The organism is Blastococcus sp. SYSU D00669, from assembly GCF_054050715.1.
The window spans coordinates 1-24,843 of record NZ_JBJGZV010000024.1; the positions used below are offsets into that span (position 1 = coordinate 1).

The 24,843-nt window shown below is 71.4% G+C and carries 18 protein-coding genes; 4 read left to right on the top strand and 14 right to left on the bottom strand.

Annotated elements, in window-relative coordinates; genetic code table 11:
- Positions 1–102: 102 nt before the first annotated feature.
- The 4 genes from tuf to rpsL all read right to left on the bottom strand — a co-directional run bounded on the left by tuf (position 103) and on the right by rpsL (position 4,433).
- The gene (gene tuf / locus ACI8AF_RS17090; RefSeq protein ID WP_456540936.1) at positions 103–1,296 is read right to left on the bottom strand and encodes an elongation factor Tu; all 1,194 of its coding nucleotides are present in this window, start codon (positions 1,294–1,296) and stop codon (positions 103–105) included.
- Positions 1,297–1,385: 89 nt separating this feature from the next.
- Positions 1,386–3,485 (bottom strand): elongation factor G, encoded by a 2,100-nt coding sequence (gene fusA / locus ACI8AF_RS17095; protein ID WP_456540937.1) that lies wholly within the window; start codon positions 3,483–3,485, stop codon positions 1,386–1,388.
- 101 nt (positions 3,486–3,586) lie between these two features.
- A complete protein-coding gene (gene rpsG, locus ACI8AF_RS17100; RefSeq protein WP_456540938.1) occupies positions 3,587–4,057 on the bottom strand; it encodes a 30S ribosomal protein S7 in 471 nt (156 codons plus the stop codon).
- A gap of 1 nt (position 4,058) precedes the next feature.
- Positions 4,059–4,433, bottom strand: coding sequence for a 30S ribosomal protein S12 (rpsL, locus tag ACI8AF_RS17105; protein ID WP_012950487.1), 375 nt, complete (start codon positions 4,431–4,433; stop codon positions 4,059–4,061).
- A 581-nt stretch (positions 4,434–5,014) separates the two neighbouring features.
- On the opposite strand from rpsL, the gene ACI8AF_RS17110 reads away from it, so the two are divergent.
- Genes ACI8AF_RS17110 through ACI8AF_RS17125 form a run of 4 tightly spaced genes read left to right on the top strand, consistent with a single transcriptional unit; the run spans position 5,015 to position 7,982 of the window.
- On the top strand, positions 5,015–5,968 hold the full coding sequence (locus tag ACI8AF_RS17110) for a hypothetical protein (protein WP_456540939.1): 954 nt from the start codon (positions 5,015–5,017) through the stop codon (positions 5,966–5,968).
- A gap of 24 nt (positions 5,969–5,992) precedes the next feature.
- A complete protein-coding gene (locus ACI8AF_RS17115; RefSeq protein WP_456540940.1) occupies positions 5,993–6,211 on the top strand; it encodes a hypothetical protein in 219 nt (72 codons plus the stop codon).
- A gap of 59 nt (positions 6,212–6,270) precedes the next feature.
- A complete protein-coding gene (locus ACI8AF_RS17120) occupies positions 6,271–7,311 on the top strand; it encodes an LLM class F420-dependent oxidoreductase (RefSeq protein ID WP_456540941.1) in 1,041 nt (346 codons plus the stop codon).
- 2 nt (positions 7,312–7,313) lie between these two features.
- Positions 7,314–7,982 (top strand): SIMPL domain-containing protein, encoded by a 669-nt coding sequence (locus tag ACI8AF_RS17125; RefSeq protein ID WP_456540942.1) that lies wholly within the window; start codon positions 7,314–7,316, stop codon positions 7,980–7,982.
- Between the two features lie 59 nt (positions 7,983–8,041).
- Here ACI8AF_RS17125 and ACI8AF_RS17130 read toward each other — a convergent pair whose 3' ends face one another.
- The 10 genes from ACI8AF_RS17130 to ACI8AF_RS17175 form a co-directional block, all read right to left on the bottom strand.
- Complete coding sequence (locus ACI8AF_RS17130) at positions 8,042–11,944, bottom strand: DNA-directed RNA polymerase subunit beta' (protein ID WP_456540943.1); 3,903 nt, start codon at positions 11,942–11,944, stop codon at positions 8,042–8,044.
- A gap of 91 nt (positions 11,945–12,035) precedes the next feature.
- Positions 12,036–15,545, bottom strand: a complete 3,510-nt coding sequence (gene rpoB / locus ACI8AF_RS17135) for a DNA-directed RNA polymerase subunit beta (RefSeq protein ID WP_456540944.1) — start codon at positions 15,543–15,545, stop codon at positions 12,036–12,038.
- 408 nt (positions 15,546–15,953) lie between these two features.
- A complete protein-coding gene (locus ACI8AF_RS17140) occupies positions 15,954–16,805 on the bottom strand; it encodes a hypothetical protein (protein WP_456540945.1) in 852 nt (283 codons plus the stop codon).
- 5 nt (positions 16,806–16,810) lie between these two features.
- Positions 16,811–17,560 carry a hypothetical protein gene (locus tag ACI8AF_RS17145; protein ID WP_456540946.1) on the bottom strand — a complete coding sequence of 250 codons (750 nt, stop codon included), beginning with the start codon at positions 17,558–17,560 and terminating at the stop codon, positions 16,811–16,813.
- Positions 17,561–17,613: 53 nt separating this feature from the next.
- Positions 17,614–18,897, bottom strand: a complete 1,284-nt coding sequence (locus ACI8AF_RS17150; protein WP_456540947.1) for an MlaD family protein — start codon at positions 18,895–18,897, stop codon at positions 17,614–17,616.
- Positions 18,894–20,147 carry an MCE family protein gene (locus ACI8AF_RS17155; RefSeq protein ID WP_456540948.1) on the bottom strand — a complete coding sequence of 418 codons (1,254 nt, stop codon included), beginning with the start codon at positions 20,145–20,147 and terminating at the stop codon, positions 18,894–18,896. The genes ACI8AF_RS17150 and ACI8AF_RS17155 overlap by 4 nt, the downstream gene beginning before the upstream one ends.
- Positions 20,144–21,382, bottom strand: coding sequence for an MCE family protein (locus ACI8AF_RS17160; RefSeq protein WP_456540949.1), 1,239 nt, complete (start codon positions 21,380–21,382; stop codon positions 20,144–20,146). Before ACI8AF_RS17160 ends, ACI8AF_RS17155 begins: the two co-directional genes overlap by 4 nt.
- Positions 21,382–22,413: an MCE family protein gene (locus ACI8AF_RS17165; RefSeq protein WP_456540950.1), complete on the bottom strand. Its 1,032-nt coding sequence runs from the start codon at positions 22,411–22,413 to the stop codon at positions 21,382–21,384. Before ACI8AF_RS17165 ends, ACI8AF_RS17160 begins: the two co-directional genes overlap by 1 nt.
- Positions 22,413–23,465 carry an MCE family protein gene (locus ACI8AF_RS17170; protein WP_456540951.1) on the bottom strand — a complete coding sequence of 351 codons (1,053 nt, stop codon included), beginning with the start codon at positions 23,463–23,465 and terminating at the stop codon, positions 22,413–22,415. The genes ACI8AF_RS17165 and ACI8AF_RS17170 overlap by 1 nt, the downstream gene beginning before the upstream one ends.
- A complete protein-coding gene (locus ACI8AF_RS17175) occupies positions 23,462–24,841 on the bottom strand; it encodes an MCE family protein (protein ID WP_456540952.1) in 1,380 nt (459 codons plus the stop codon). Before ACI8AF_RS17175 ends, ACI8AF_RS17170 begins: the two co-directional genes overlap by 4 nt.
- Positions 24,842–24,843 lie beyond the last annotated feature (2 nt).

Consider the following 24,843-nt stretch of genomic DNA (forward strand, 5'->3'; position numbering starts at 1 on the left):
GGGGGGGGGGGGGGGGGGGGGGGGGGGGGGGGGGGGGGGGGGGGGGGGGGGGGGGGGGGGGGGGGGGGGGGCGGGGGCCCCCCCCCCCCCGTCTGCGGGGTGTTACTTGATGATCTTCGTGACGCGACCGGCGCCGACGGTGCGGCCACCCTCACGGATGGCGAACCTCAGGCCCTCCTCCATGGCGATCGGCTGGATCAGCTCGACCGTCATCTCGGTGTTGTCGCCCGGCATGACCATCTCGGTGCCGGCGGGCAGGGTCACGACGCCCGTGACGTCCGTGGTCCGGAAGTAGAACTGCGGACGGTAGTTGTTGAAGAAGGGCGTGTGACGGCCACCCTCGTCCTTCGAGAGGATGTAGACCGAACCCTCGAAGTTGGTGTGCGGGGTGATCGAACCCGGCTTCACGACGACCTGACCGCGCTCGACGTCCTCGCGCTTGATGCCGCGGAGCAGGAGGCCGACGTTGTCACCGGCCTGACCCTGGTCGAGCAGCTTGCGGAACATCTCCACGCCGGTGACGGTGGTCTTGGTCGACGACGGGCGGATGCCGACGATCTCGACCTCCTCCGACACCTTGACGATGCCGCGCTCCACGCGACCGGTCACGACGGTGCCGCGGCCGGTGATGGTGAAGACGTCCTCGACGGGCATGAGGAACGGCTTGTCGATCTCGCGCTGCGGCTCGGGGATCGCCGTGTCGACGGCGTTCATGAGCTCCATGAGCTTGTCGGCCCACTCGGCGTCGCCCTCGAGGGCCTTGAGCGCCGAGACGCGGACCACGGGGACGTCGTCACCCGGGAACTCGTACTCGGACAGCAGCTCGCGGACCTCCAGCTCGACGAGCTCGAGGATCTCCTCGTCGTCGACCATGTCGGCCTTGTTCAGCGCCACGACGATGTAGGGGACGCCGACCTGGCGGGCCAGGAGGACGTGCTCCTTGGTCTGCGGCATCGGGCCGTCGGTGGCGGCGACCACGAGGATGGCGCCGTCCATCTGCGCCGCACCCGTGATCATGTTCTTGATGTAGTCGGCGTGACCGGGGCAGTCGACGTGCGCGTAGTGCCGCGACTCGGTCTGGTACTCGACGTGGGCGATCGAGATCGTGATGCCGCGGGCCTTCTCCTCGGGCGCCTTGTCGATCTGGTCGAAGGCCGACGCCTCGTTGAGGTCCGGGTACTTGTCGTGCAGCACCTTGGTGATCGCGGCAGTCAGCGTGGTCTTGCCGTGGTCGATGTGCCCGATGGTGCCGATGTTGACGTGCGGCTTGGTCCGCTCGAACTTGGCCTTGGCCACTGGGTTCCTCTCCTCGTGGTGACGCAGGTGGTGCGTGCTCTAGGGGTGGGCGGTGCTCGGGGGCCGGCGGGACGTGCCCGCCGGCGGGGTCATTCGCCGGTGGCCTTGGCGATGATCTCCTTGGCCACGTTCTGCGGGACCTCGGCGTACGAGTCGAACACCATGGTGTAGCTCGCCCGCCCCTGGGTGCGGCTGCGCAGGTCGCCCACGTAGCCGAACATCTCCGAGAGCGGGACCAGGGCCCGGACGACGCGGGCGCCGGAGCGCTCCTCCATCGCCTGGATGATCCCGCGCCGGGAGTTCAGGTCGCCGATGACGTCACCCATGTAGTCCTCGGGCGTGACGACCTCGACGGCCATGAGCGGCTCGAGCAGGGCCGGGTCGGCCTTGCGCGCGGCCTCCTTGAAGACCATCGAGCCGGCGATCTTGAAGGCCATCTCCGAGGAGTCGACCTCGTGGTACTGGCCGTCGACCAGGGTGGCCTTGATCCCGACCACGGGGTAGCCGGCGAGGATGCCGTACTGCATGGCGTCCTGGATGCCCTGGTCGACCGAGGGGATGTACTCCTTCGGCACGCGGCCACCGGTGACGGCGTTCTCGAACTCGTAGGTGGCCGAGTCACCGCTGATGGGCAGCGGCTCCAGGGTCACCTGGACCTTCGCGAACTGGCCGGAGCCACCGGTCTGCTTCTTGTGCGTGTAGTCGTACTTCTCGACCTTGCGGCGGATCGTCTCGCGGTAGGCCACCTGCGGCTTGCCGACGTTGGCCTCGACCTTGAACTCGCGCCGCATGCGGTCGACCAGGATCTCCAGGTGGAGCTCGCCCATGCCGGAGATGACGGTCTGCCCGGTCTCCTCGTCCTGGTGGACGCGGAAGGTCGGGTCCTCCTCGGCCAGCTTCTGGATGGCCGTGGACAGCTTCTCCTGGTCGGCCTTCGTCTTCGGCTCGATCGCGACGTCGATGACCGGGTTCGGGAAGGTCATCGACTCGAGGATCACGGGGTGCTGCGGGTCGGACAGCGTGTCACCCGTGGTGGTCTGCTTCAGGCCCACGACGGCGACGATCTGCCCGGCGCCCACGCCCTCGCGCTCCTCGCGCTTGTTGGCGTGCATCTGGTAGATCTTGCCGATCCGCTCCTTGCGGTCCTTGGTGCTGTTGAGCACCGGGGACCCGGAGGAGACCTTGCCCGAGTAGACGCGGACGTAGGTCAGCTTGCCGAGGTGCTGGTCGGTCTGGATCTTGAAGGCCAGGCCGGAGAACGGCTCGCTCTCGTCGGCGTGCCGGACGACCTCGGTCTCGCCGTCCAGCGCGGTGCCGACGATCGCCTCGATGTCGAGCGGGCTGGGCAGGTAGTCGACGACCGCGTCGAGCAGGGGCTGGACGCCCTTGTTCTTGAACGCGGTGCCGGTGAGGACCGGGTTGACCTGGCCGGCGATGGTGGCCTTGCGGATGGCGGCCTTCAGCGTCTCGACCGTGATGTCCTCGCCACCGAGGTAGGACTCCATGAGGGCGTCGTCGGTGTCGGCGACGGCCTCGAGCAGCTTCTCCCGGTACTCGGCGGCCTGGTCGGCGAGCTCGGCCGGGATCTCCTCGACCGCGTAGTCCTCGCCCATCTGGGTCTCGCCGCGCCACGTGAGCGCGCGCATCCCGACCAGGTCGACGACGCCGATGAAGTCGGCCTCGGCACCGATCGGCAGCTGCAGGACCACGGGGTTGGCGCCCAGCCGCTCGACCATCATGTCGACGCAGCGGAAGAAGTCGGCCCCGGTGCGGTCGAGCTTGTTGACGAAGCACATCCGCGGGACGCCGTACTTCTCGGCCTGCCGCCACACCTGCTCGGTCTGCGGCTCCACGCCGGCGACGCCGTCGTAGACCGCGACCGCACCGTCGAGCACCCGCAGCGACCGCTCCACCTCGACGGTGAAGTCGACGTGCCCGGGGGTGTCGATGATGTTGATGTCGTGGCCGTTCCAGGAGCACTTCGTCGCGGCGGACGTGATGGTGATGCCGCGCTCCTGCTCCTGCTCCATCCAGTCCATCGTGGCGGCGCCGTCGTGGACCTCACCGATCTTGTAGTTGATACCGGTGTAGAAGAGGATGCGCTCGGTCGTCGTGGTCTTGCCGGCGTCGATGTGCGCCATGATCCCGATGTTGCGGGTCTTGGCGAGCTGGGCCTGGGTGTCGGCCATGTCCTTACTCCTCTTGCTGTCAGTCCACGTGCGGGGTGTCCGTGCGCGGGTGCCGGGGGTGTCCCGGCGTTCCCGCGGTCAGCGGGGCCGCTGGACCTGCGTCACCAGCGGTAGTGCGCGAAGGCCTTGTTCGACTCGGCCATCTTGTGGGTGTCCTCGCGGCGCTTGACCGCCGCACCGAGACCGTTGCTCGCGTCGAGCAGCTCGTTCATCAGGCGCTCGGTCATCGTCTTCTCCCGGCGGGCCCGGCTGTACTGGATGAGCCAGCGCAGGCCGAGGGTGGTGCTGCGGGAGGCGCGGACCTCGACCGGGACCTGGTAGGTCGCACCACCGACGCGGCGGCTGCGGACCTCGAGGGCCGGCTTGACGTTGTCCAGCGCACGCTTGAGCGTCACGACCGGGTCGGTGTCGGTCTTCGCCCGGCAACCCTCGAGGGCGCCGTAGACGATCGACTCGGCGACCGAGCGCTTCCCGTCGACGAGGACCTTGTTGATCAGCTGCGTCACCAGCGGCGACTGGTAGACCGGATCGGCGACCAGCGGACGGCGCGGCGCGGGGCCCTTGCGCGGCATGTCAGCTCTTCTCCTTCTTCGCGCCGTACCGGCTGCGAGCCTGCTTGCGGTTGCGGACACCCTGGGTGTCCAGCGAGCCGCGGATGATCTTGTAGCGGACGCCGGGGAGGTCCTTCACACGGCCGCCGCGCACGAGCACCATCGAGTGCTCCTGCAGGTTGTGGCCGACGCCCGGGATGTAGGCGGTCACCTCGATGCCGCTGGTGAGGCGGACACGGGCGACCTTGCGCAGCGCCGAGTTGGGCTTCTTCGGCGTCGTCGTGTAGACGCGCGTGCACACGCCACGGCGCTGAGGGGAACCCTTCAGCGCCGGGGTCTTGGTCTTCTCGACCTTGTCCTCGCGGCCCTTGCGGACCAGCTGGTTGATCGTGGGCATGAGCGGCCTGGATCTCCTACCTGCGCTGGGTCGTGCTCTGGAAGTCGTGCTGTGCTGTGGTGCTCGGTGGTGCCGGCCCTGCTCGGGTCGTGACCGGCGCCAGGCCGCCCTGCATCGTCCGGCCCACGCGGTCGGGCGTGTCGCCCTTCCCCGGAACCGGCCGCTGTCGACGGACCGGATCGGTCGCCCCTCGCGACTCGGCGCCGCCTCCCCGGCCTCGACCGGGGGGACCCCGGTGTCCGTGAGGACACCCAGGCGCACCGCGAACGGGAGCAGGCCCAGGGCACCCTGGGCACGGCTGACCACGATACCCGCGCCGAAGAGGCCGGTGCAAACCGGGTCCCCTTGTCGACCGGGGCCCGCGCCCGCACCCGCCGGAGCGGGCCTCGCCGGGGTCAACGCACGGCACCCCGGACGCCTTCCCGGATGCGGGAGGACGTGGCCGGCTGTGGCGCAGCTCTCCCCCGGGCCGCGACGACAGTACCCCTCCGCCGGGCCGCGTGGGGCGGAGGTGGGCGGGACTGTCGGACCCCCGCCGTAGCGTTCGAGGCGTCCGATCCCGTTCCGGCACCGGAGGTCCCGTGCTCCTCGACTCGGCCCGCGAGCTCAAGGCCCGCATCCTCGCCGGCGTCCGCGCCGTCCCGGCCGCGCGCGAGGCCGGGGCGCCCCCCGGGCTCCGGGTGGCCGTCGGCCTGGCGCCGGAGGGGAAGGGGCGCGCGCGGGTCGCGGTGCGCCTCGGCTCGGCCGCCGACCGCGAGCTGCTCCCCGACCTGGGCACGGCCGCGGCGGCCGAGGTGGAGCTGCGCGTCATCGGCCCGGTGCGCCCCCTCTCCTCCCCCGCGCCGGGCGAGCTGCAGGCCCGCGTGCGGCCGCTGCGGCCGGGCCTGTCGGTCGCGCACCCCTCCGTCACAGCGGGAACCCTGGGGGGCTTCGTCCGGCTGGACGGCCGGCTGGCGGTGCTGTCGAACAACCACGTGCTCGCGGCGAGCGACGCGGCGGCCCTCGGCGACCCGGTGCTGCAGCCGGGGCCCGCCGACGGTGGCGTCGAGACCGACCGGATCGCGACCCTGGCGGCCTTCCACCGCTTCACCGAGGAGCCGAACCCGGTGGATGCCGCGGTGGCCGTGCTCGACGACGGCGTCGAGGCCGCTCCGGGCGACCTGCCCGGCGGCCCGCTGGACGGCGTGGTGGCGGCAAGCGCCGACATCGATCCCGACGAGCTGGTCGAGAAGGTCGGGCGCACGACCGGGCACACGCGGGGCCGGGTGTCCGCCGTGGAGGTCGACGGGGTCGCCGTCCAGTACGACGAGGCGGTGCACGTCTTCGACGACCAGGTCGAGATCGAGGGGCTGACCGGCGCGTTCAGCGCTGGGGGCGACAGCGGCTCGGTGATCTGGCGCAGCAGCGACCGGGCGCCCCTGGCCCTGCTCTTCGCCGGCAGCGAGCAGGGTGGCAGTGCCGGCGGCGGGGTGACCTTCGCCAACCCGCTGGCCACGGTGCTCGACCTGTTCGGGGTGCAGTGGGTGTCGTCCTGACGCGCTGAGGGGCACCATGGGTACGTGAGCCCCGATCGAGCGACCGCGCGCGCGGCCAAGAGCGCCCTCGCCCAGCGCCTGTCCGCCGAGCCGGCGGTCGTCGGGATCGGGCTGTCGCGCGCCGCCGGCGGCTACGTGCTCAAGGTGAACCTGGCCGACGCCGCGGCGGCCGGCCGGGTCCCCGGCGTCGTGGACGGCGTCCGGGTGGTCACCGAGGTCGTCGGGGCCGTCCGCCCGCTGTGAGCTCCCGCTACGGTCGCTGAGGACGCCGACGAGGGCGTCCCGAGACCGAGGGAGTGCACGTGCGCATCGGCATCCAGGCCAGCTACGCCGGGGGGTTCCAGCAGACGGCGGCGGAGATCCGCGACCTGGAGGCCGCCGGACTCGACCTCGCGCTGGTCTCGGAGGTCTACACCTTCGACGCGGTCAGCCAGCTGGGCTACCTGGCGGCAGTGACCGAGCGGGTGCAGCTGATGAGCGCCATCTTCCCCATCTACAGCCGCACGCCCGCCCTCACCGCGATGACCGCGGCCGGGCTGGACTTCGTCAGCGACGGCCGCTTCATCCTCGGCCTGGGCGCGTCCGGTCCGCAGGTCATCGAGGGCTGGCACGGCCTGCCCTACGACGCGCCGCTGCAGCGCACCCGCGAGGTCGTCGAGATCTGCCGGCAGGTCTGGCGGCGCGAGCGGCTGGAGCACCACGGCAAGAAGTACGACATCCCGCTGCCGGCGGAGCAGGGCACCGGCCTGGGCAAGCCGCTCAAGCTGATCAACCACCCCGTGCGCGAGCGCATCCCGGTGATGCTGGCCGCGATCGGGCCCAAGAACGTCGAGCTCGCCGCCGAGATCGCCGAGGCCTGGCAGCCCATCTGGTTCCACCCCGAGCGGGCGGCGGACATGTGGGGCGAGTCCGTCGCGGCGGGCAAGGCCAAGCGGGATCCCGCGCTGGGCGAGCTGGACATCGTCGTCGGCGTCCCGGTGGCGATCGGCGAGGACGTCGACGCGCTGCACGACGCCGTCCGGCCGCACCTGGCGCTCTACGTCGGCGGCATGGGCGCGCGCGGCAAGAACTTCTACAACGACCTCGCCGTCCGCTACGGCTACGAGGCGGAGGCCCGGGAGGTGCAGGACCTCTACCTGTCGGGCAAGAAGGACGAGGCGGCCGCCGCGCTGCCCGAGGAGCTGGTGCGGGCGGTGTCGCTGATCGGCCCGGAGTCCTACGTCGCCGAGCGGGTCGCGGCGCTGGCCGAGGCGGGGGTGACGACGCTCAGCCTGCAGCCGCTGGACGACAGCCCGGAGGGCCGGCTGCGCACCGTCGAGACGATGCGCCGCATCGCCGGCTGACGATGACCGCGCCCGGTGCCCCCACCGTCGCCGTCCGGGGGTCGTGGAGCGGCGAGGTGCCGCCGGAGCTGGCCCGCGTGCGGATCGCCGTCGGCGCCCGGTCCGGCGACCGGGCGCAGGCGCTGCGCGACCTCACCCGGCGGATCGAGGAGGTCCGGACGGCGCTCGCCGGCTACGGCGCGGCCGTCGAGTCGGTCGAGGCGGGGGCGCTCTGGGCGCGGCCGCAGGTCAAGGACGGCCGGCCCCGGGAGCGGGTCACCGGGTACGTCGCCGGGTCGCAGCTGACCGTGGTCGTCGTCGACCACTCCGTGCTGGGCGACCTCCTGCTGCGGCTGGCCGACCGGGAGATGCTCGCCCTCGAGGGCCCGTTCTGGGAGCTGCGCCCGGGCAGTGATGCCCACCGGCGGGCGCGGACGGAGGCGGTGCGGGACGCGCGGCGGCGGGCCGAGGAGTACGCCGCCGCCCTCGGCACGCGGCTGACCGGCCTGGTGGAGCTGGCGGACGAGGGCGTGCCGGGCCACGAGGGGTTCGCCACGGCGCCGGCGATGTTCAGCCGGGCGGCGCACGACAGCGTCGCCGACGAGTTGCACTTCGAGGTGGAGCCGGTGCCGCAGCGAGTGCACGCCGCCGTCCTGGCCCGCTTCACCTGCACCCAGCCCGACCTGGGCTGACGAACGCGGAAGGGCCCGCAGGCGCGAAGCCTGCGGGCCCTTCTCGTTCGCTACGGCGTTCAGCCGCGCCAGTCGTACTCCTCCAGGCGCACGGCCTCGCCGGTGCCCTGGCCGAAGACGTCGGGGCTGTAGTACTGCCCGTCGTCGTAGCCGGCCATGGTGTACACCGCGGCACGGGCCTCCTCGGTCGGCTCGACCGTGATGTTCCGGTAGCGGCTGATGCCCGTACCTGCCGGGATCAGCTTGCCGATGATCACGTTCTCCTTGAGCCCGAGCAGGCTGTCGCTCTTGCCCTGGATCGCGGCGTCGGTGAGCACCTTGGTCGTCTCCTGGAAGGAGGCGGCCGACAGCCACGACTCGGTGGCGAGCGAGGCCTTGGTGATGCCCATCAGGACCGGACGGGCCGAGGCCGGCTCGCCGCCCTCGGCGACGACGCGGCGGTTCTCGGTCTCGAACAGCGTCCGCTCGACCAGCGCACCCGGCAGGAACTCCGTGGCACCCGAGTCGATGATGGTCACCCGCTTGAGCATCTGGCGGATGATCACCTCGATGTGCTTGTCGTGGATCGACACGCCCTGGCTGCGGTAGACCTCCTGGACCTCGCGGACCAGGTGCAGCTGCACCTCGCGCGGGCCCATGATCCGCAGCACCTCGTGCGGGTCCACCGCACCCTCGGTCAGCTGCTCGCCGACCTCGACGTGGGAGCCGTCCTCGACCCGCAGCCGCGACCGGCGCGACAGCTTGTCGTAGACGACCTCGTCGGAGCCGTCGTCCGGGGTGATGGTCAGCTTGCGGAACTGCTCGCCGTCCTCGATCCGGACCGTGCCGGCCAGCTCGGCGATCGGGGCCTTGCCCTTGGGGACGCGGGCCTCGAAGAGCTCCACCACACGCGGCAGACCGTGCGTGATGTCCTCACCCGCGACACCACCGGTGTGGAAGGTGCGCATCGTCAGCTGGGTGCCGGGCTCGCCGATGGACTGGGCGGCGATGATGCCGACCGCCTCGCCGACGTCCACCAGCTTGCCGGTCGCGAGCGACCGGCCGTAGCAGGTGGCGCAGGTGCCGAGCAGCGACTCGCAGGTCAGGACGCAGCGGACCTTGACCTCGGCGACACCGGCGTCGATCAGCTGACCGATGAGGACGTCGCCCAGGTCGGCACCGGCCTGCGCGACCAGCGTGCCGTCCTCGGCCACCACGTCGGCGGCCAGGGAGCGGGCGTAGACGCCCGTCGCCACGTGCGGGTCGCGGGTGAGCTGACCGTCGATCACCGTGCCGATCGGCATGATGACGCCGCGGTCGGTGCCGCAGTCCTCCTCACGGATGATGACGTCCTGCGAGACGTCGACCAGCCGGCGGGTGAGGTACCCGGAGTCGGCGGTCCGCAGCGCGGTGTCGGCCAGACCCTTGCGGGCGCCGTGCGTGGAGATGAAGTACTCCAGCACGGACAGACCCTCCCGGAAGTTGGCCTTGATCGGCCGCGGGATGATCTCGCCCTTCGGGTTCGCCACCAGACCGCGCATACCGGCGATCTGGCTGATCTGCATCATGTTGCCTCGGGCACCCGAGTTGACCATGACCCAGACCGGGTTGGTGGTCGGGAAGTTGTCCACCATCGCCTGGCTGACCTCGGCCCGCGCGCGGGTCCAGATCTCGATGAGCTCCCCACGACGCTCGGCGTCGGTGATGACGCCGCGCTCGTACTGGCGCTCGATCTTGCGCGCCTCGTCCTCGTGCCGGTCGAGGATCTCCTGCTTGGCCGGCGGGGTGACGACGTCGTCGATCGCGATCGTGACGCCGGCCCGGGTGGCCCAGTGGAAGCCGGCCGACTTGAGGGCGTCCAGCGTCGCCGCCACGTGCACCTTGGGGTAGCGCTCGGCGAGGTCGTTGACGATCGCCCCGAGCTCCTTCTTCGGCACCTGGTAGTTGACGAAGCGGTAGTCCTCGGGCAGGGCCTCGTTGAACAGCACGCGGCCCAGGCTGGTCGAGACCATGGCCGGGGCACCCGGCGTCCAGTCCTCCGGCTGCTCCCACGGCTCGTTCACGCCGTTGTCGACGCCGAAGACCTCGTCCAGGCGGATGAGGGCCCGCTCCTGCAGACCCAGCACGCCCTTGTCGTAGGCCATGATCGCCTCGGCCGTCGACGCGAACGCCGCCGGCTGACCGCCGTCGGCCTCGCTGCGGCTCGGCACCAGGGTCGTCAGGTGGTACAGGCCCAGCACCATGTCCTGGGTCGGCGCGGTGATCGGACGACCGTCGGCCGGGCTCAGGATGTTGTTGCTGGACAGCATGAGGATGCGGGCCTCGGCCTGCGCCTCCGCCGACAGCGGCAGGTGCACGGCCATCTGGTCACCGTCGAAGTCCGCGTTGAACGCGGTGCAGACGAGCGGGTGGATCTGGATGGCCTTGCCCTCGACCAGCTGCGGCTCGAAGGCCTGGATGCCGAGGCGGTGCAGCGTCGGCGCCCGGTTCAGCAGCACCGGGTGCTCGGTGATGACCTCCTCCAGCACGTCCCAGACGACGGGACGGGCGCGCTCCACCATCCGCTTGGCGGACTTGATGTTCTGCGCGTGGTTGAGGTCGACCAGCCGCTTCATGACGAACGGCTTGAACAGCTCCAGCGCCATCTGCTTGGGCAGACCGCACTGGTGCAGCTTCAGCTGCGGGCCGACGACAATGACCGACCGGCCGGAGTAGTCGACGCGCTTGCCGAGCAGGTTCTGGCGGAACCGGCCCTGCTTGCCCTTGAGCAGGTCGGACAGCGACTTCAGCGGACGGTTGCCCGGCCCGGTGACCGGACGGCCGCGGCGGCCGTTGTCGAACAGCGCGTCCACGGACTCCTGGAGCATCCGCTTCTCGTTGTTCACGATGATCTCGGGCGCGCCGAGGTCCAGCAGCCGCTTCAGCCGGTTGTTCCGGTTGATGACGCGGCGGTACAGGTCGTTCATGTCGCTGGTCGCGAAGCGGCCACCGTCGAGCTGCACCATCGGGCGCAGGTCCGGCGGGATGACCGGGACGCAGTCCAGCACCATGCCCATGGGCGAGTTGCGGGTCTGCTGGAAGGCCGCGACGACCTTGAGCCGCTTGAGGGCCCGCAGCTTGCGCTGGCCCTTGCCGGTGCGGATCGTCTCGCGCAGCGAGGCGGCCTCGGCGTCGAGGTCGAAGTCGGCCAGCAGCTTCTGCAGCGCCGCGGCACCCATGCCGCCCTCGAAGTACTCGCCGAAGCGGTCGCGCAGCTCGCGGTAGAGGCCCTCGTCGGCGATGAGCTGCTTCACCTCGAGCTTGCGGAAGGTGTCCATCACCTCTTCGAGGCGGTCGATCTCCCGCTGCGCCCGGTCGCGGATCTGGCGCATCTCGCGCTCGCCGCCCTCGCGCACCTTGCGGCGCACGTCGGACTTGGCCCCCTCGGCCTCGAGCTCGGCCAGGTCGGCCTCGAGCTTCTGCTGGCGCGCCTCGACGTCGGCGTCGCGGCGGTTCTCCAGCTGGCTCTTCTCCGCGCTGATCTCGGCCTCGACGGTCGGCAGGTCGCGGTGGCGCGACTCCTCGTCGACCGAGGTGATCAGGTAGGCCGCGAAGTAGATGATCTTCTCGAGGTCCTTGGGCGCCAGGTCGAGCAGGTAGCCCAGGCGCGAGGGGACGCCCTTGAAGAACCAGATGTGGGTGACCGGCGCGGCCAGCTCGATGTGGCCCATCCGCTCGCGACGCACCTTGGCGCGGGTGACCTCGACGCCGCAGCGCTCGCAGATGATGCCCTTGAAGCGGACGCGCTTGTACTTGCCGCAGTAGCACTCCCAGTCCCGGGTGGGACCGAAGATCTTCTCGCAGAAGAGCCCGTCCTTCTCGGGACGCAGCGTGCGGTAGTTGATGGTCTCGGGCTTCTTCACCTCACCGTGCGACCACTGGCGGATGTCCTCGCCGGTGGCCAGCCCGATGCGGAGCTCGTCGAAGAAGTTGACGTCGAGCAAAGTGGTGACCCCTTCCAGGGGCTAGTTCTCTTCTCTGACCAAGTGGGTGGCCGGCCGGCCCCGGGAGCCCGGGGCCGGCCGGCGGGACGGTTTAGACGTCCTCGACGCTCGACGGCTCGCGGCGGGAGAGGTCGATGCCCAGCTCCTCCGCGGCCCGGAAGACCTCGTCGTCGGTGTCGCGCAGCTCGATCGCCTGCCCGTCGCCGGAGAGCACCTCGACGTTGAGGCAGAGCGACTGCAGCTCCTTGAGCAACACCTTGAACGACTCCGGGATGCCCGGCTCGGGGATGTTCTCGCCCTTGACGATCGCCTCGTAGACCTTGACGCGACCCAGGATGTCGTCGGACTTGATGGTCAGCAGCTCCTGCAGCGCGTAGGCCGCGCCGTAGGCCTGCATCGCCCAGCACTCCATCTCGCCGAACCGCTGGCCACCGAACTGCGCCTTACCACCCAGCGGCTGCTGCGTGATCATCGAGTAGGGGCCGGTCGACCGGGCGTGGATCTTGTCGTCGACCAGGTGCAGCAGCTTGAGGATGTAGACGTAGCCCACCGAGATCGGCTCCGGGAACGGCTCCCCGGACCGGCCGTCGAACAGCCGCGCCTTGCCGGTCGGGGCGACCATGCGGTCGCCGTCGCGGTTCGGGATCGTCGAGCCGAGGAGGCCGACGATCTCGTCCTCCTTGGCGCCGTCGAACACCGGGGTCGCGGTGCGCGTGCCGGGGTCGGCCGAGCGCGCGGAGGCCGGCAGGTTGGCCGCCCACTCCGGGTCGCCCTCGATCTGCCAGCCGGACTTGGCCACCCACCCGAGGTGGGTCTCCAGCACCTGGCCGACGTTCATCCGGCCCGGGACGCCGAGCGGGTTGAGCACGATGTCGACCGGGGTGCCGTCCTCGAGGAACGGCATGTCCTCGACCGGCAGGATCTTCGCGATGACGCCCTTGTTGCCGTGGCGGCCGGCGAGCTTGTCACCGTCGGAGATCTTGCGCATCTGGGCGACGTAGACCCGGATCAGCTCGTTCACGCCGGCGGGCAGCTCGTCGCCGTCCTCGCGCGAGAACACGCGGACGCCGATGACCTTGCCGGACTCACCGTGCTTGACCTTCAGCGACGTGTCGCGGACCTCGCGGGCCTTCTCGCCGAAGATCGCGCGCAGCAGCCGCTCCTCGGGGGTCAGCTCGGTCTCGCCCTTCGGCGTCACCTTGCCGACGAGGATGTCGCCGGGGACGACCTCGGCACCGATGCGGATGATGCCGCGCTCGTCGAGGTCGGCGAGGACCTCCTCGGAGACGTTCGGGATGTCCCGGGTGATCTCCTCGGCGCCGAGCTTGGTGTCACGGGCGTCGACCTCGAACTCCTCGATGTGGATCGAGGACAGGACGTCGTCCTGCACGAGGCGCTGCGACAGGATGATCGCGTCCTCGTAGTTGTGGCCCTCCCACGGCATGAAGGCGACGAGCAGGTTCTTGCCCAGCGCCATCTCGCCCTGGTCGGTGCACGGCCCGTCGGCGATGACCTGGCCGACCTCGACCCGCTGACCCTCGTCGACGACCGGGGTCTGGTTGATCGAGGTGCCCTGGTTGGAGCGGCGGAACTTCAGCAGCCGGTAGGTCTGCCGGGTGCCGTCGTCGGCCATGACGGTGACGTAGTCGGCGGTGGAGTCCTCGACCACACCGGCCTTCTCGGCCACCACGACGTCGCCGGCGTCGACCGCGGCGCGCAGCTCCATGCCGGTGCCCACGAGCGGGGCCTCCGAGCGGAGCAGCGGCACGGCCTGGCGCTGCATGTTCGCGCCCATGAGCGCGCGGTTGGCGTCGTCGTGCTCGAGGAACGGGATCATCGCCGTCGCGACCGAGGTCATCTGCCGCGGCGAGACGTCCATGTAGTCGACGTTCTCCGGGGAGAGGTAGTCGACCTCACCGCCCTTGGTGCGGACCAGGACGCGGTCCTCGGCGAAGCGGCCCTGGGCGTCCAGCGGCGAGTTCGCCTGGGCGACGACGAAGCGGTCCTCCTCGTCGGCGGTCAGGTAGTCGATCTGGTCGGTGACGACGCCGTTCTGGACCCGGCGGTACGGGGTCTCGATGAAGCCGAAGGCGTTGACCCGGCCGTAGGCCGACAGCGAGCCGATCAGGCCGATGTTGGGGCCTTCCGGGGTCTCGATCGGGCACATCCGGCCGTAGTGGCTCGGGTGCACGTCGCGGACCTCCATGCCGGCCCGCTCACGGGACAGACCACCCGGGCCCAGCGCCGACAGGCGGCGCTTGTGGGTCAGGCCCGCGAGCGGGTTGGTCTGGTCCATGAACTGGGACAGCTGGCTGGTGCCGAAGAACTCCTTGATGGAGGCGACGACCGGCCGGATGTTGATCAGGGTCTGCGGCGTGATCGCCTCGACGTCCTGGGTCGTCATCCGCTCGCGGACGACGCGCTCCATGCGGGAGAGGCCGACCCGGATCTGGTTCTGGATCAGCTCGCCGACGGTGCGCAGGCGGCGGTTGCCGAAGTGGTCGATGTCGTCGACGTCGTGGTCCGGCTCGCCGGCGTGCAGCCGGACGACGTACTCGATCGTGGCGACGATGTCGTCCTCGGTGAGCACCGTGGTGCCCTGCGCGACCTCGAGGCCCAGCTTCTTGTTGACCTTGTAGCGGCCGACCTTCGCCAGGTCGTAGCGCTTCGGGTTGAAGAAGAGGTTCTCCAGCAGCGCCTGGGCGCTCTCCCGCGTCGGCGGCTCACCCGGCCGCAGCTTGCGGTAGATGTCGAGCAGCGCCTCGTCCTGGCCGGCGATGTGGTCCTTCTCCAGGGTGGCGAGGACCGTGGGCGACCACTGGAAGTGCTCGCGGATGCGGTCCTCGGTCCAGCCGAGGGCCTTGAGCAGCACGGTGACCGGCTGGCGGCGCTTGCGGTCGATGCGCACGCCGACGGTGTCGCGCTTGTCGACGTCGAACTCCAGCCACGCGCCGCGGCTGGGGATGACCTTCGCGCTGAAGACGTCCTTGTCCGACGTCTTGTCCAGCGTCTTGTCGAAGTAGACGCCGGGGCTGCGGACCAGCTGGGAGACGACGACGCGCTCGGTCCCGTTGATGACGAAGGTGCCCTTGTTCGTCATGATCGGGAAGTCGCCCATGAACACCGTCTGGCTCTTGATCTCGCCGGTGGTGTTGTTCATGAACTCGGCGGTGACGAACAGCGGCGCCGCGTAGGTCATGTCCTTGTCCTTGCACTCCTCGAGGGACGCCTTGACGTCCTCGAAGCGCGGGTTGGAGAAGGACAGCGACATCGAGCCGCTGAAGTCCTCGATCGGGCTGATCTCCTCGAGGATCTCGGCGAGGCCGCCGACGGCGGTCTCCTGCTCCTCGGGCGAGAGGGTGGCCCGCCACTCGGGGCTGCCGATGAGCCAGTCGAACGAGGCGGTCTGCAGCGCCAGCAGATCCGGCACCTCGAGGGGCTCGTGGATCTTGGCGAAGGAGACGCGGAGCGGAGCGCCGGGGATCTTCTGGAGATCGGTCTCGCCGGTACGGGTACCGGACTGGGGCTCCTGCGGGGCGGTGCGGGTGGTGCCGGACTCGGTGGTGCTGGCGGAAATGCTGGTGGGGCGAGAGCCTGCCAAGATGCGTCCTTCCAAGGACTCACGACGTGCGGCCGGTGGGTGCGGGGTTTCGTCCTGGGTCGAAAGTCGGTAACGGCTGGCTGTCCGCGTTCTCCTGTCCAGTGGTCGTCCCGGGTGACCCGGGGATTCCCGGGCACCCCTGGTGACCCGTCTCGGCGGGCAGGCAGTCAGGGGGCAGCGCAACAGGAGACCCTACCCCTGCTCGCGCGCGCTGTCCACGTCGGGTGCCTGGTTCGCGACCAGCGCCACACCCGGGACGACAGACACGCCCTGCGCGCAGGGGTCTCTCGGGTCGTTCGTGGCAGCCATGATGCCAAATCCCGCGCCGTTGCGGCACTGCCACGCCAGAAAGGACCCGGTCCTTCTCCTCCCCCGCTGGGCTTGGGCGACCCCCGGGACCGGGCCCGATCAGGCGGTGGTCAGCAGCGTGAGCTCGTCGATCTTCCAGTCCCCGTCGGCCCGGACGACGTGCACGCGGACGGTCTGGGTGCAGGCCTGGGCGCCGTCGGCGGTCACCTCGCACTCGGAGCCCTCGGGCGCGGCCCGCTCCCCGCTGTTCACCGACTCGACGACGTAGCGGCCGAAGACGACGAGCGTCGCGGAGTCCTGCGCGTCGTCGATCTGCTGCAGCCCCACGTCGAGGACCTCGTAGCTGGTGGTCGCCGACACCTGCTCGTAGGTGTCGATGATCCCGCCCTGCGACAGGTCCTGCTCGTACTGGTCGCGCAGGTCACCGGTGAGGACGGCGAGCTTGGCCTCGACGCTGCCGTCGGAGTTGCGGTAGTCGTAGGCGTAGAGCGCCTCGACGTTCTCGCGGGTGGCGGCGAAGACCTCCGGGTCCACGTAGGACGGGTCGCTGCGCTGCCAGAGCAGGAACCCGGCGGCGGCCGCGGCGAGCAGGCACAGGACGGCGAGGGTCAGGGCGAGGCCGCCACCGCGGCGGCGCGGGGCCGTCCGCTCGACGACGGCGGTCGTGCGCGCGGAGCGGCGGGCGGCCGGCGTCGCACCGGTGCGGGACGCGGGCCGGGCAGCGGCCTTCACGGCTGCCGTCGCCGGCGCCTTCGCCGGCGCGGTCGACACCGTCCGGCCCGGCCGCGGCCGGGGCGCGGGTACCGCGCGCGCGGTCCGCTCGGCCGGGGTGTCCGGCTCCTCGCGGTCGCGGCGGCTGCCGGCGACGCGCGGCCGCGGGCTCGGGCGCGCGGCGGCACCCGGGCGGGGCCGCGGCGACGGGCGGGGGCGGTCCTCGGAGCTGTCGGTCACGTCGGTCACCTCCCGGTCAGCCCGGAGAGCAGCCAGCGGCCGTCCTCCTTCGCCAGCTCGACCTCGACCCGGTACCGGACGACCTGGGCCTGCTCGGCGGTGTTGGTCTTCTGGGTCGACTGGATGACCAGCAGCACGGTGCCGCGCTCCGCGTCGGCGCGGGTGACGGCGGCGCCGACCACCTCGGTCTGCACGACGGCCTCGGAGTCGGTCAGCTGCTGCCGCGAGGAGTCCAGCTGCTGCACGGTCTCCTCGCGCAGGTCGCCGGTGGTGATCCGGCGTGCCTCCTCGATGTCGTCGTCGATGGTCACGTAGTCGAAGGAGGTCAGGTCCACCACACCGGAGCGGGCGGCCTGCAGCACGTCCACGTAGTCGTCGGTGCGCACCGGCGACTCCTCGGGCCGGGTCGTCCAGAGCCAGACGACCGCACCGAGCAGCAGGACGAGCAGGACGGCGAGAACCGGGACGAGCGGGAGGGAGAGCCGGCGGCCCCGGTCGTCGTCCTCGTCCTCGGCGGTGGCCTCCTCCACGCCCTCCTCGGGCTCGGGGTCGGCCACCCGCCGCCGGCGCCGCGGCCGACGGCGCGGCGCGGCGTCCGCGGCGGCGTCGTCCTCGGCCTCGTCGGCGGTCCCGGTCCCGGGGGCGTTCGTCCTCGTCTCCTCGACATCCGGCGCCCGCTCGGCCGTGCCGCCGGGGACCGCGGTGTCCCCGCCGACGTCCTCGGCCAGCGTGCGGCCCCGCGCCTCGCTCGTCACCCGCGTCATCCTCCCGGTCGTCCGTCCGTCCGGCCCGTCGTCCCCACCGTGGCTCACCCGATCGTGCGGGCGAACGGGGTGGCCGACAGGATCTCCCCGAGCACCTCGTCGACGACCCCGCCGACGACCCCGGCCGCGGACTCCCCGCCGGCCGCGAAGCCGCCCTGGGCGCCGGGCGAGCCGACGCCGCCGCTGCGCCCGATGTTCTGCTCACCGCGGATGTTCGACCCCGTCTCGTCCACGCCGTCACCCGGGTTCGGGTCCACGCCGTTGACGACGTCGCAGGACACCGCGCCGGTGTCCACACCGGCGACCGAACCGGGGCCCGGCGTCGATCCCGTCGAGACGTAGCCGCTGGTGCAGGCCCGGGGGTCGTCCATGTTGAGCACGAACCCGAAGTGCGCCCGCATCGTGCCGCCGTCGTTGCGGACGACGGTGAACCCGCCGGAGACGACGTCGGGGTAGGTGACCAGCAGCTGCTCGACGCCGTCCAGCCGCGGGATCGTGATCCCGTTGAGGATGTCGAGGTTGCGCACCAGCGGGCCCAGACCCGGGCCGGCGTTCTCGATCAGCTGCTGCAGCGCGTCGCCGGCGTCGGGGGCGTTGACCACGAGGCTGCGCAGGTCGGGGTCCATCGCGACGAGCGTGTCGGTGAGCAGCCGCAGATCGGCCGCCCACTGCTGGATCGCCGAGCGGCTGGCGTTCTGCGTGTCGAGCACGGTCTGCCCGTCGGTGATCAGCTGCAGCGTCTGCGGCAGGGACTGCTCCGCCCGGGTCAGCAGCAGGTCGCCGTTGTCGATCAGCCGCCCCAGGTCGTCGCCGGCGCCGTCGAAGGCCCGCCCGAGCTCGTCGACGACGATCCGCAGGTTCTCGACGTCGAGGGAGTTGACCAGCTCGTCGACGTCCAGCAGCAGCTGCTCGACCGGGATCGGGATGGCGGTGCGCTCCACGGGGATGACCGAGCCGTCCTCCAGGAACGGGCCCTCGTCGTCATCGGGGCGCAGGTCGACGTACTGCTCCCCCACCGCACTGCGGTTGGCCACGACCGCCTCGGTGTCGGCCGGGATGCGCTCGGCCTCGGGGTCGATGGTCAGCGTGACCCGCACGCCGTCGTCGACCAGCCGCATGTCGGTCACCCGGCCGACGGAGACGCCGCGGTAGGTGACCTCGGCGTTGACGAAGATGCCGCCGGAGTCGGAGAAGTCGGCCTCCACGTCGTAGCCGCTGCCGAGCACGACCCGGTCCAGGCCGACGTAGTTGAAGCCCAGGTAGGCCATGCCGAGCACGGCGAGCGTGGCGAAGGCGATCAGCTTGATCTTCGTCGTGCGCGTGATCACCGCGTCACCCCCGGGACGGCGGGGAGCCCCGGCAGGCCGGCGGCCCCGGTCACGCCGCCCACGACGTCCCCGACCAGGTCGGTCGGCAGGCCCGGCAGGTTCAGGACCGTCGTCGTGGTGGTCGTCGTCCCGCCCTGGTTGGCCGGCGGGGTGCCCGCCTGGCCGCAGGTGTCGCCGAGCAGCTCCTGCGGCTGGATCTTCAGCGCGCCGGTCACCGGGTCGACGACGTAGCGGCAGAGGATCTCGCGCAGGTCGAGGTTCAGCGTCGCGGTCATGTTGGTGAACAGGCCGTAGCCCCCGGTGCGCGAGTCGGGCCGGTACTGCAGCGCCGACAGCGAGCTGGCCGGGAAGGGGTAGGTCAGCAGCAGGTCCAGCGAGCCGGTGAGGTCGGAGCCGGCCGCGGCCAGCTGGCTGAGGATCGGCTGCAGCAGCTCGAGGTCGCGGACGGTGTTCTGCCCGGCCTCGTTGATGATCCGGGTACCGACGTCGCCCAGGCGGTCGAGGCTCTGCAGCATCGAGACCAGCAGGTCCTCCTGCTGGTCGAGCACGTCCAGGCCCGGCCCGATGGTGTCCAGCGCCGTCTCGATCGTGCCGGTGCGCTCGGCCAGGGTGGCGGCGAGGGCGTTGACGCTGTCCAGCGCCCGGTTGATCTCCTCGCGCTGCTGGTCGAGGCCGCCGATGAAGACGTCGAGCTGGTCGAGGGTGGCCTTGAGCTCGTCCTCGCGGCCCTGCATCGCCTCGCCCAGCTCGTGGGTGATGGTCTGCAGCTGGGCCAGGCCGCCGCCGTTGAGCACCAGCGACAGGGCGCCGAGCAGCTCCTCGACCTCGACGTTGCGGTTGGTCCGGTCGAGGGTGATCAGCGAGCCGTCCTCGAGCGTGCCCTGCGCCGACTCGCTGCCGGGGGCGGCGAGCTCGACGTACTTCTCCCCGAGCAGCGAGGACTGCTGGATCATCGCCACCGCGTTCGCCGGCAGGTCGACGTCGCCGTTGACGACGACGGTCACCACCGCCGTCCAGTCGTCGGACAGCTCGATCTCGGTGACCCGGCCGACCGGGACGTCGGCGACGCGGACGCCGGACTGCGGCACCAGGTCGAGGACGTCGGCGAACTGGATCTGCACCGTGTACGGGTCGTCGCCGACGTCGGCGCCGCCCGGCAGGTCGAAGGAGTACGCGCCGCGGAACCCGCAGCCCGACAGCAGGACCAGCCCGGCGGCCAGCGCGCCGGCCCGGCGCACCGCCCCGGTCACCGGACACCCCCCACCGACGGCAGCCCCGGCAGCGAGCCACCGGACGGCGCCGCCCCGGTGCCGCCGCCGAAGATGCCGGTGAGCAGTTCCTGCAGGTCGGAGATGCCGTTGCCGTCGAGGTCGTCGAGCGCGCCGTCGGCGTCGGCGTCGCCGGAGAGCAGCCGGGCGCAGATCTGCTCCAGCGGCGGCAGGCTCAGCAGCGAGGTGACGTCGTCGAGGTCGATCCCGGCCAGCTGCAGCCGCCCGCTCTGGGCGAGCACCTGGCAGACGAGGACGTCGGCGTTCGTCGCCCCCAGTGAGTTGTCGCGGGTGTCGAGCGTGCCGTAGTCGGGGTTGTAGGCGTGCGCCAGGTTGCCCAGCGCGGCGGGCGCGACGTCGAGCACCTCGGCCAGCGCGTCGCGCTGCTGCACGAGGGTGAGCGTCACGTCGGCCAGCCGGTTGACGTTCGTCGAGAGCAGCGCGGTGTTCTGCTGCACGAACGTGGCCACCTCCCCGAGGGCCCGGCTGAGCAGCGCGACGGCGGCGGCGAGGTCCTCCCGCTCGCCGGCCAGCTGCTCGGCCACCGCGGCCAGGTTGTCGTTGAACTGCCGCACCTGGGTGTCGACGGTGGCCAGCGCCGTGGTGAACGTCTGCAGGTCGTCCAGCGAGCTGAACAGGTCGTCGCGGTTCTCCGCGAGGACCTCCACCGCCTCGGAGAACCCGGCGACGGTGCGGTTGAGGGCCTCGCCGTTGCCGTCGAGGTTGGCCGCGCCGGTGTCGATGAGGTCCGACAGCGCGCCGTCGGCGTTGGCGCCGGTGGGCCCGAGCGCGACCGACAGGTCGTCGAGCGCGCCGTAGACCGCGTCGAGCTCCACGGGCACCGCCGTGCGGTCGAGCGGGACCACCGCGCCGTCCTCCATCGTGGCGCCGCCGTCGTAGACCGGCGCGAACTGCACGTACCGGTCGGAGACGAGCGAGGGCGCCAGCACGGCCGCGTCGGCGTCGGCCGGGATGTCGTAGTCCTCGTCGATCTCCATGTCCACCCGCACCTGGTCGCCCATGGGGACGACGGCGGTGATCGTGCCGACCGGGATGCCCAGGATCCGCACGTCGGAGCCCTCGTACAGGCCCACCGCCGCGGAGAAGTAGGCGGTGACCCGATAAGCGCCGACCGGGCGGAGGACGGCGAACCCGATCGCCAGGAGCAGGACGCCGGCGGCCACGATGGCGACGCCGCGCTGCAGGGCGCCGGTCATCAGTTGCCCCCCGTGCTGCAGCCGATGGGCAGCGGGGTCTGCGCCGCGCCGCCGCAGACCACGGAGCCGAGGATCCCGGGCAGCAGGTTCTCGACGAAGCTGTCGAACCAGCGCCCGTTGCCCAGGGTGTTGGTGAAGACGCGGACGAACGGGGCCAGGTTGGCCACCGTCTCGCCCAGCGCCGCCCGGTTGCGCGACAGGATGTCGGTGACCGTCGACAGCTGCTGCAGCGCCGGCGTGAGCGCCTCGCGGTTGTCGGCGACCAGCCCCGAGAGCTGGGTGGCCAGCTCCTGGGTGGTCGTCAGGATCGAGTCGATCAGCTGCCGCCGCTCCTGCACCTCCTGGAGCAGCACGTTGGAGTCGACGATCAGCTGGGTGAACTCGCCGTTGCGGTCGGCCAGCACCTGGGTCACCTGGCGGGTCGCGGCGAGCAGGTCGCGCAGCTGCTGGTCCCGCGAGGCGATCGTGTCCGACAGGTGGGCCAGGCCCTCCAGGGACGTGCGGACCTCGTCGGGGGTGTCGGCGAAGGTCTGCGAGAGCACCTCGAACGAGCTGGCCAGCTGGCCGGTGTCGATCTGGTCGATGGTGGTGGACAGGTCGGCGAACCCCTCGACCACGTCGTACGGCGAGGCGGTGCGCTCCAGCGGGATCGGCTGGTCGGGGTCGAGCTCGGAGGTGCCGCGGGGCACCAGCGCCAGGTACTTGGCGCCGAGCACGGTCTCGATCCGGATGGCCGCCTCGGAGGCGTCGCCGACGAAGGTGTCCTCCACCCGGAACTCCACCTGCACGGCGCCGTCGGAGAGCGACAGGCTCTCGACCTGCCCGACCTTGACGCCGGCGACGCGCACCGGGTCGTCGGGCTGCAGCCCGGCGGCCTCGGAGAACTGCGCGGTGTAGACGGTGCCGCCACCGATCAGCGGCAGCGACTGCGCGTTGAACGCCAGCAGCACCAGCGCGGCGATCACGGTCAGGCTGATCGCGCCGATGACCACGGGGTTGCGGTCGCGGAACGGCTTGCTCCGGCGGGCCATCAGCTGCACCCCGCCTCTCCGTTGCCCAGGCCGCCGGCCGGCACCGTGATGCCGTTCGTGGTGCTGGGGCCGGAACCGGGGAGGACGACGAAGCCGGACGCCCCGCAGAGGAAGAAGTTGAACCAGCTGCCGTTGACCGCCGTCCGGGTGACGAGGTCGAGCTTGGTGGGGGCGAGCTGGAGGAAGCCCTCCAGCACGTCACCGGTGTCGGCGACGTTTCCGGCGAGCACCCCCAACTGCTCGATGTCGGCGGCCAGCGGCGGGCGTGCCTGCTCGAGCAGCCCGCTGGTGGTGGCCGCGAGCGTGTCGATGGTCTGCAGCGAGTCGAAGATCGCGTCCCGGTCCACCGCCAGGCCGGTGACGAACTGCTGCAGGCTGATGATCAGGTCGTTCAGCTGCTGGTCGCGCGCGGCGACGCTGCTCATGACCGTGGTCAGGTTGTCGATGACGCTGCCGATCACCGCGTCCTTGTCGGCCAGGGAGGACGACAGCGACGCGACGTGGCCGAGCAGGCTCTCGACGGTGCCGCCCTCGCCCTGGAAGACCTGGATGATCTCGAAGGACAGCCGGTTCACGTCGGCCGGCGAGAGCGCCTGGAACAGCGGCTGGAACCCGCCGAACAGCGTGGTGAGGTCCAGCGCCGGGTGGGTGCGGTCCAGCGGGATGACCTCGTCCTCCGACAGCGTGCGCCCGGCCGACCCCTCCCCCTCGGTGAGCGCCACGTACCGCTGCCCGACCAGGTTGCGGTAGCGGATGGTCGCCTCGACCGCGGCCGGCAGCGGCACGTCGCGGGACACCTCCAGCTCGATCTCCGCCACCGGGCGGTCGGTGCCGTCGGCCAGGCCGATGCCGGTCACCTGGCCGACGCGGACGCCGGCGATGCGCACCTCATCGCCCTCGACGAGTCCGGCGACGTCGGTGAACTGGGCCCGGTAGGTCACCTGCTCGCCGTAGCCGGCGTTGGTGATCGTCGTGACCAGCACGTAGCTGGCCAGGACGGTGACCAGCGCGAAGACGGCCAGCTTGGTCAGCGGCCCCGCGAGGCTCCTCACCGGACGACCACCTCCGTCCCGCGCAGCAGGGGCGCCAGCTGGGAGGCGGACAGGTCGGAGACGTCGTCGGCGGCGACGCCGGTCTGGTAGCCCAGGATGCTCTTCACGAAGTCCAGTTCCGCGGTGGATCCGGCGAGTCCGGCGCCCACCGACCGGCCCGCGGTCGGGTTGGGCTCACCGGCGCCCGCCGGGACGTCGTCCGGCCCCGAGCCGCCGAGGCACTCGGGGTTGCCGGAGACCGGGTCGTCGGTGGAGTCGACGCCGTCCGCCGGCGGGGTCGGGCAGTAGTACTCGCCCTGCGCCGCCGCGGCGATGATCGCGTCGATGTCGTCGAGCCCCTGGCAGTCGGGGCCGGACTGGTCGTCGTAGGACGGCTGGTCGCCGGGCACGTAGGGGTTGCGCGGGGGCAGGACCACCGAGATGTTCAGGTTCAGCGCCGGGTCGCCGTCCCCGCCGAAGGCCTCGGTGATCATCGGGTTGAACCGGGTCAGGCCGTCGAGCAGGCACGGGTACACCGGGGAGTACTCGGCGAAGACGCCCAGCACCGGCAGCGAGGTCTCGGCCAGCGAGATGAGGTTGCGCTCGTTGGCCTCGAGGAACTGCGCCACGGTCACCGACGAGCTGCCCACGACGGTGAACGTGCGCCGCAGCTGCTCGGCCTGGTCGACGATCGTCGTGTTGGTGACGGCCAGGTTGTCCAGGACGGCGAGCAGGTCCTCGGCCGCCCCGCTGTAGGTGTCGGCGACGTCGGCGATGCCGGAGATGTCGGCCTGGAGCTCGGGCAGCACGGTGTTGAGCTCGCCGACGTAGCTGCCCACGTTCGCGAGGTTCTCCCCCAGCGCGTCGCCCCGGCCGCGCAGCGCGTCGGCGACCGCGCCGAGCGTGTACGACAGCTGCTGCGGCGGCACCGCGCGCAGCAGGGGCAGCAGGTCGTCGATGACCCGCTGCAGCTCGATGGCGTTCTCGGTGCGGTCCTGCCCGATGACGGCGCCGTCGGCCAGCGGCTCGGCCGAGGGGTTCTCCGGCGGCACCAGGCTGACGAACCGCTCGCCGAACAGCGTCTTGGGCAGCAGCCGGGCGGTGACGTCGGCCGGGATCTGCGCCAGGTGCTCGGGGTCGATCGCCAGCTCGATGGTGGCGCCCTCGAGGTCGGCGCGGACCTCGCGCACCTCGCCGACGATGACGCCGCGGACCTTGACGTCGGACGCCTCCTGCAGCTGGTTGCCGGCGGTGTCGGTCTCCAGCGTCACCGTGGCGACGTCCTTGAACGCCTTGTTGTACTGCGCCACGGCCAGCCCGAGCAGGGCGGCCAGGACGACGAGGAACGCGACGCCCTGCAGGCGCCGCCGGACCGTCTTCGCTCGCTTCGAGGTCACGC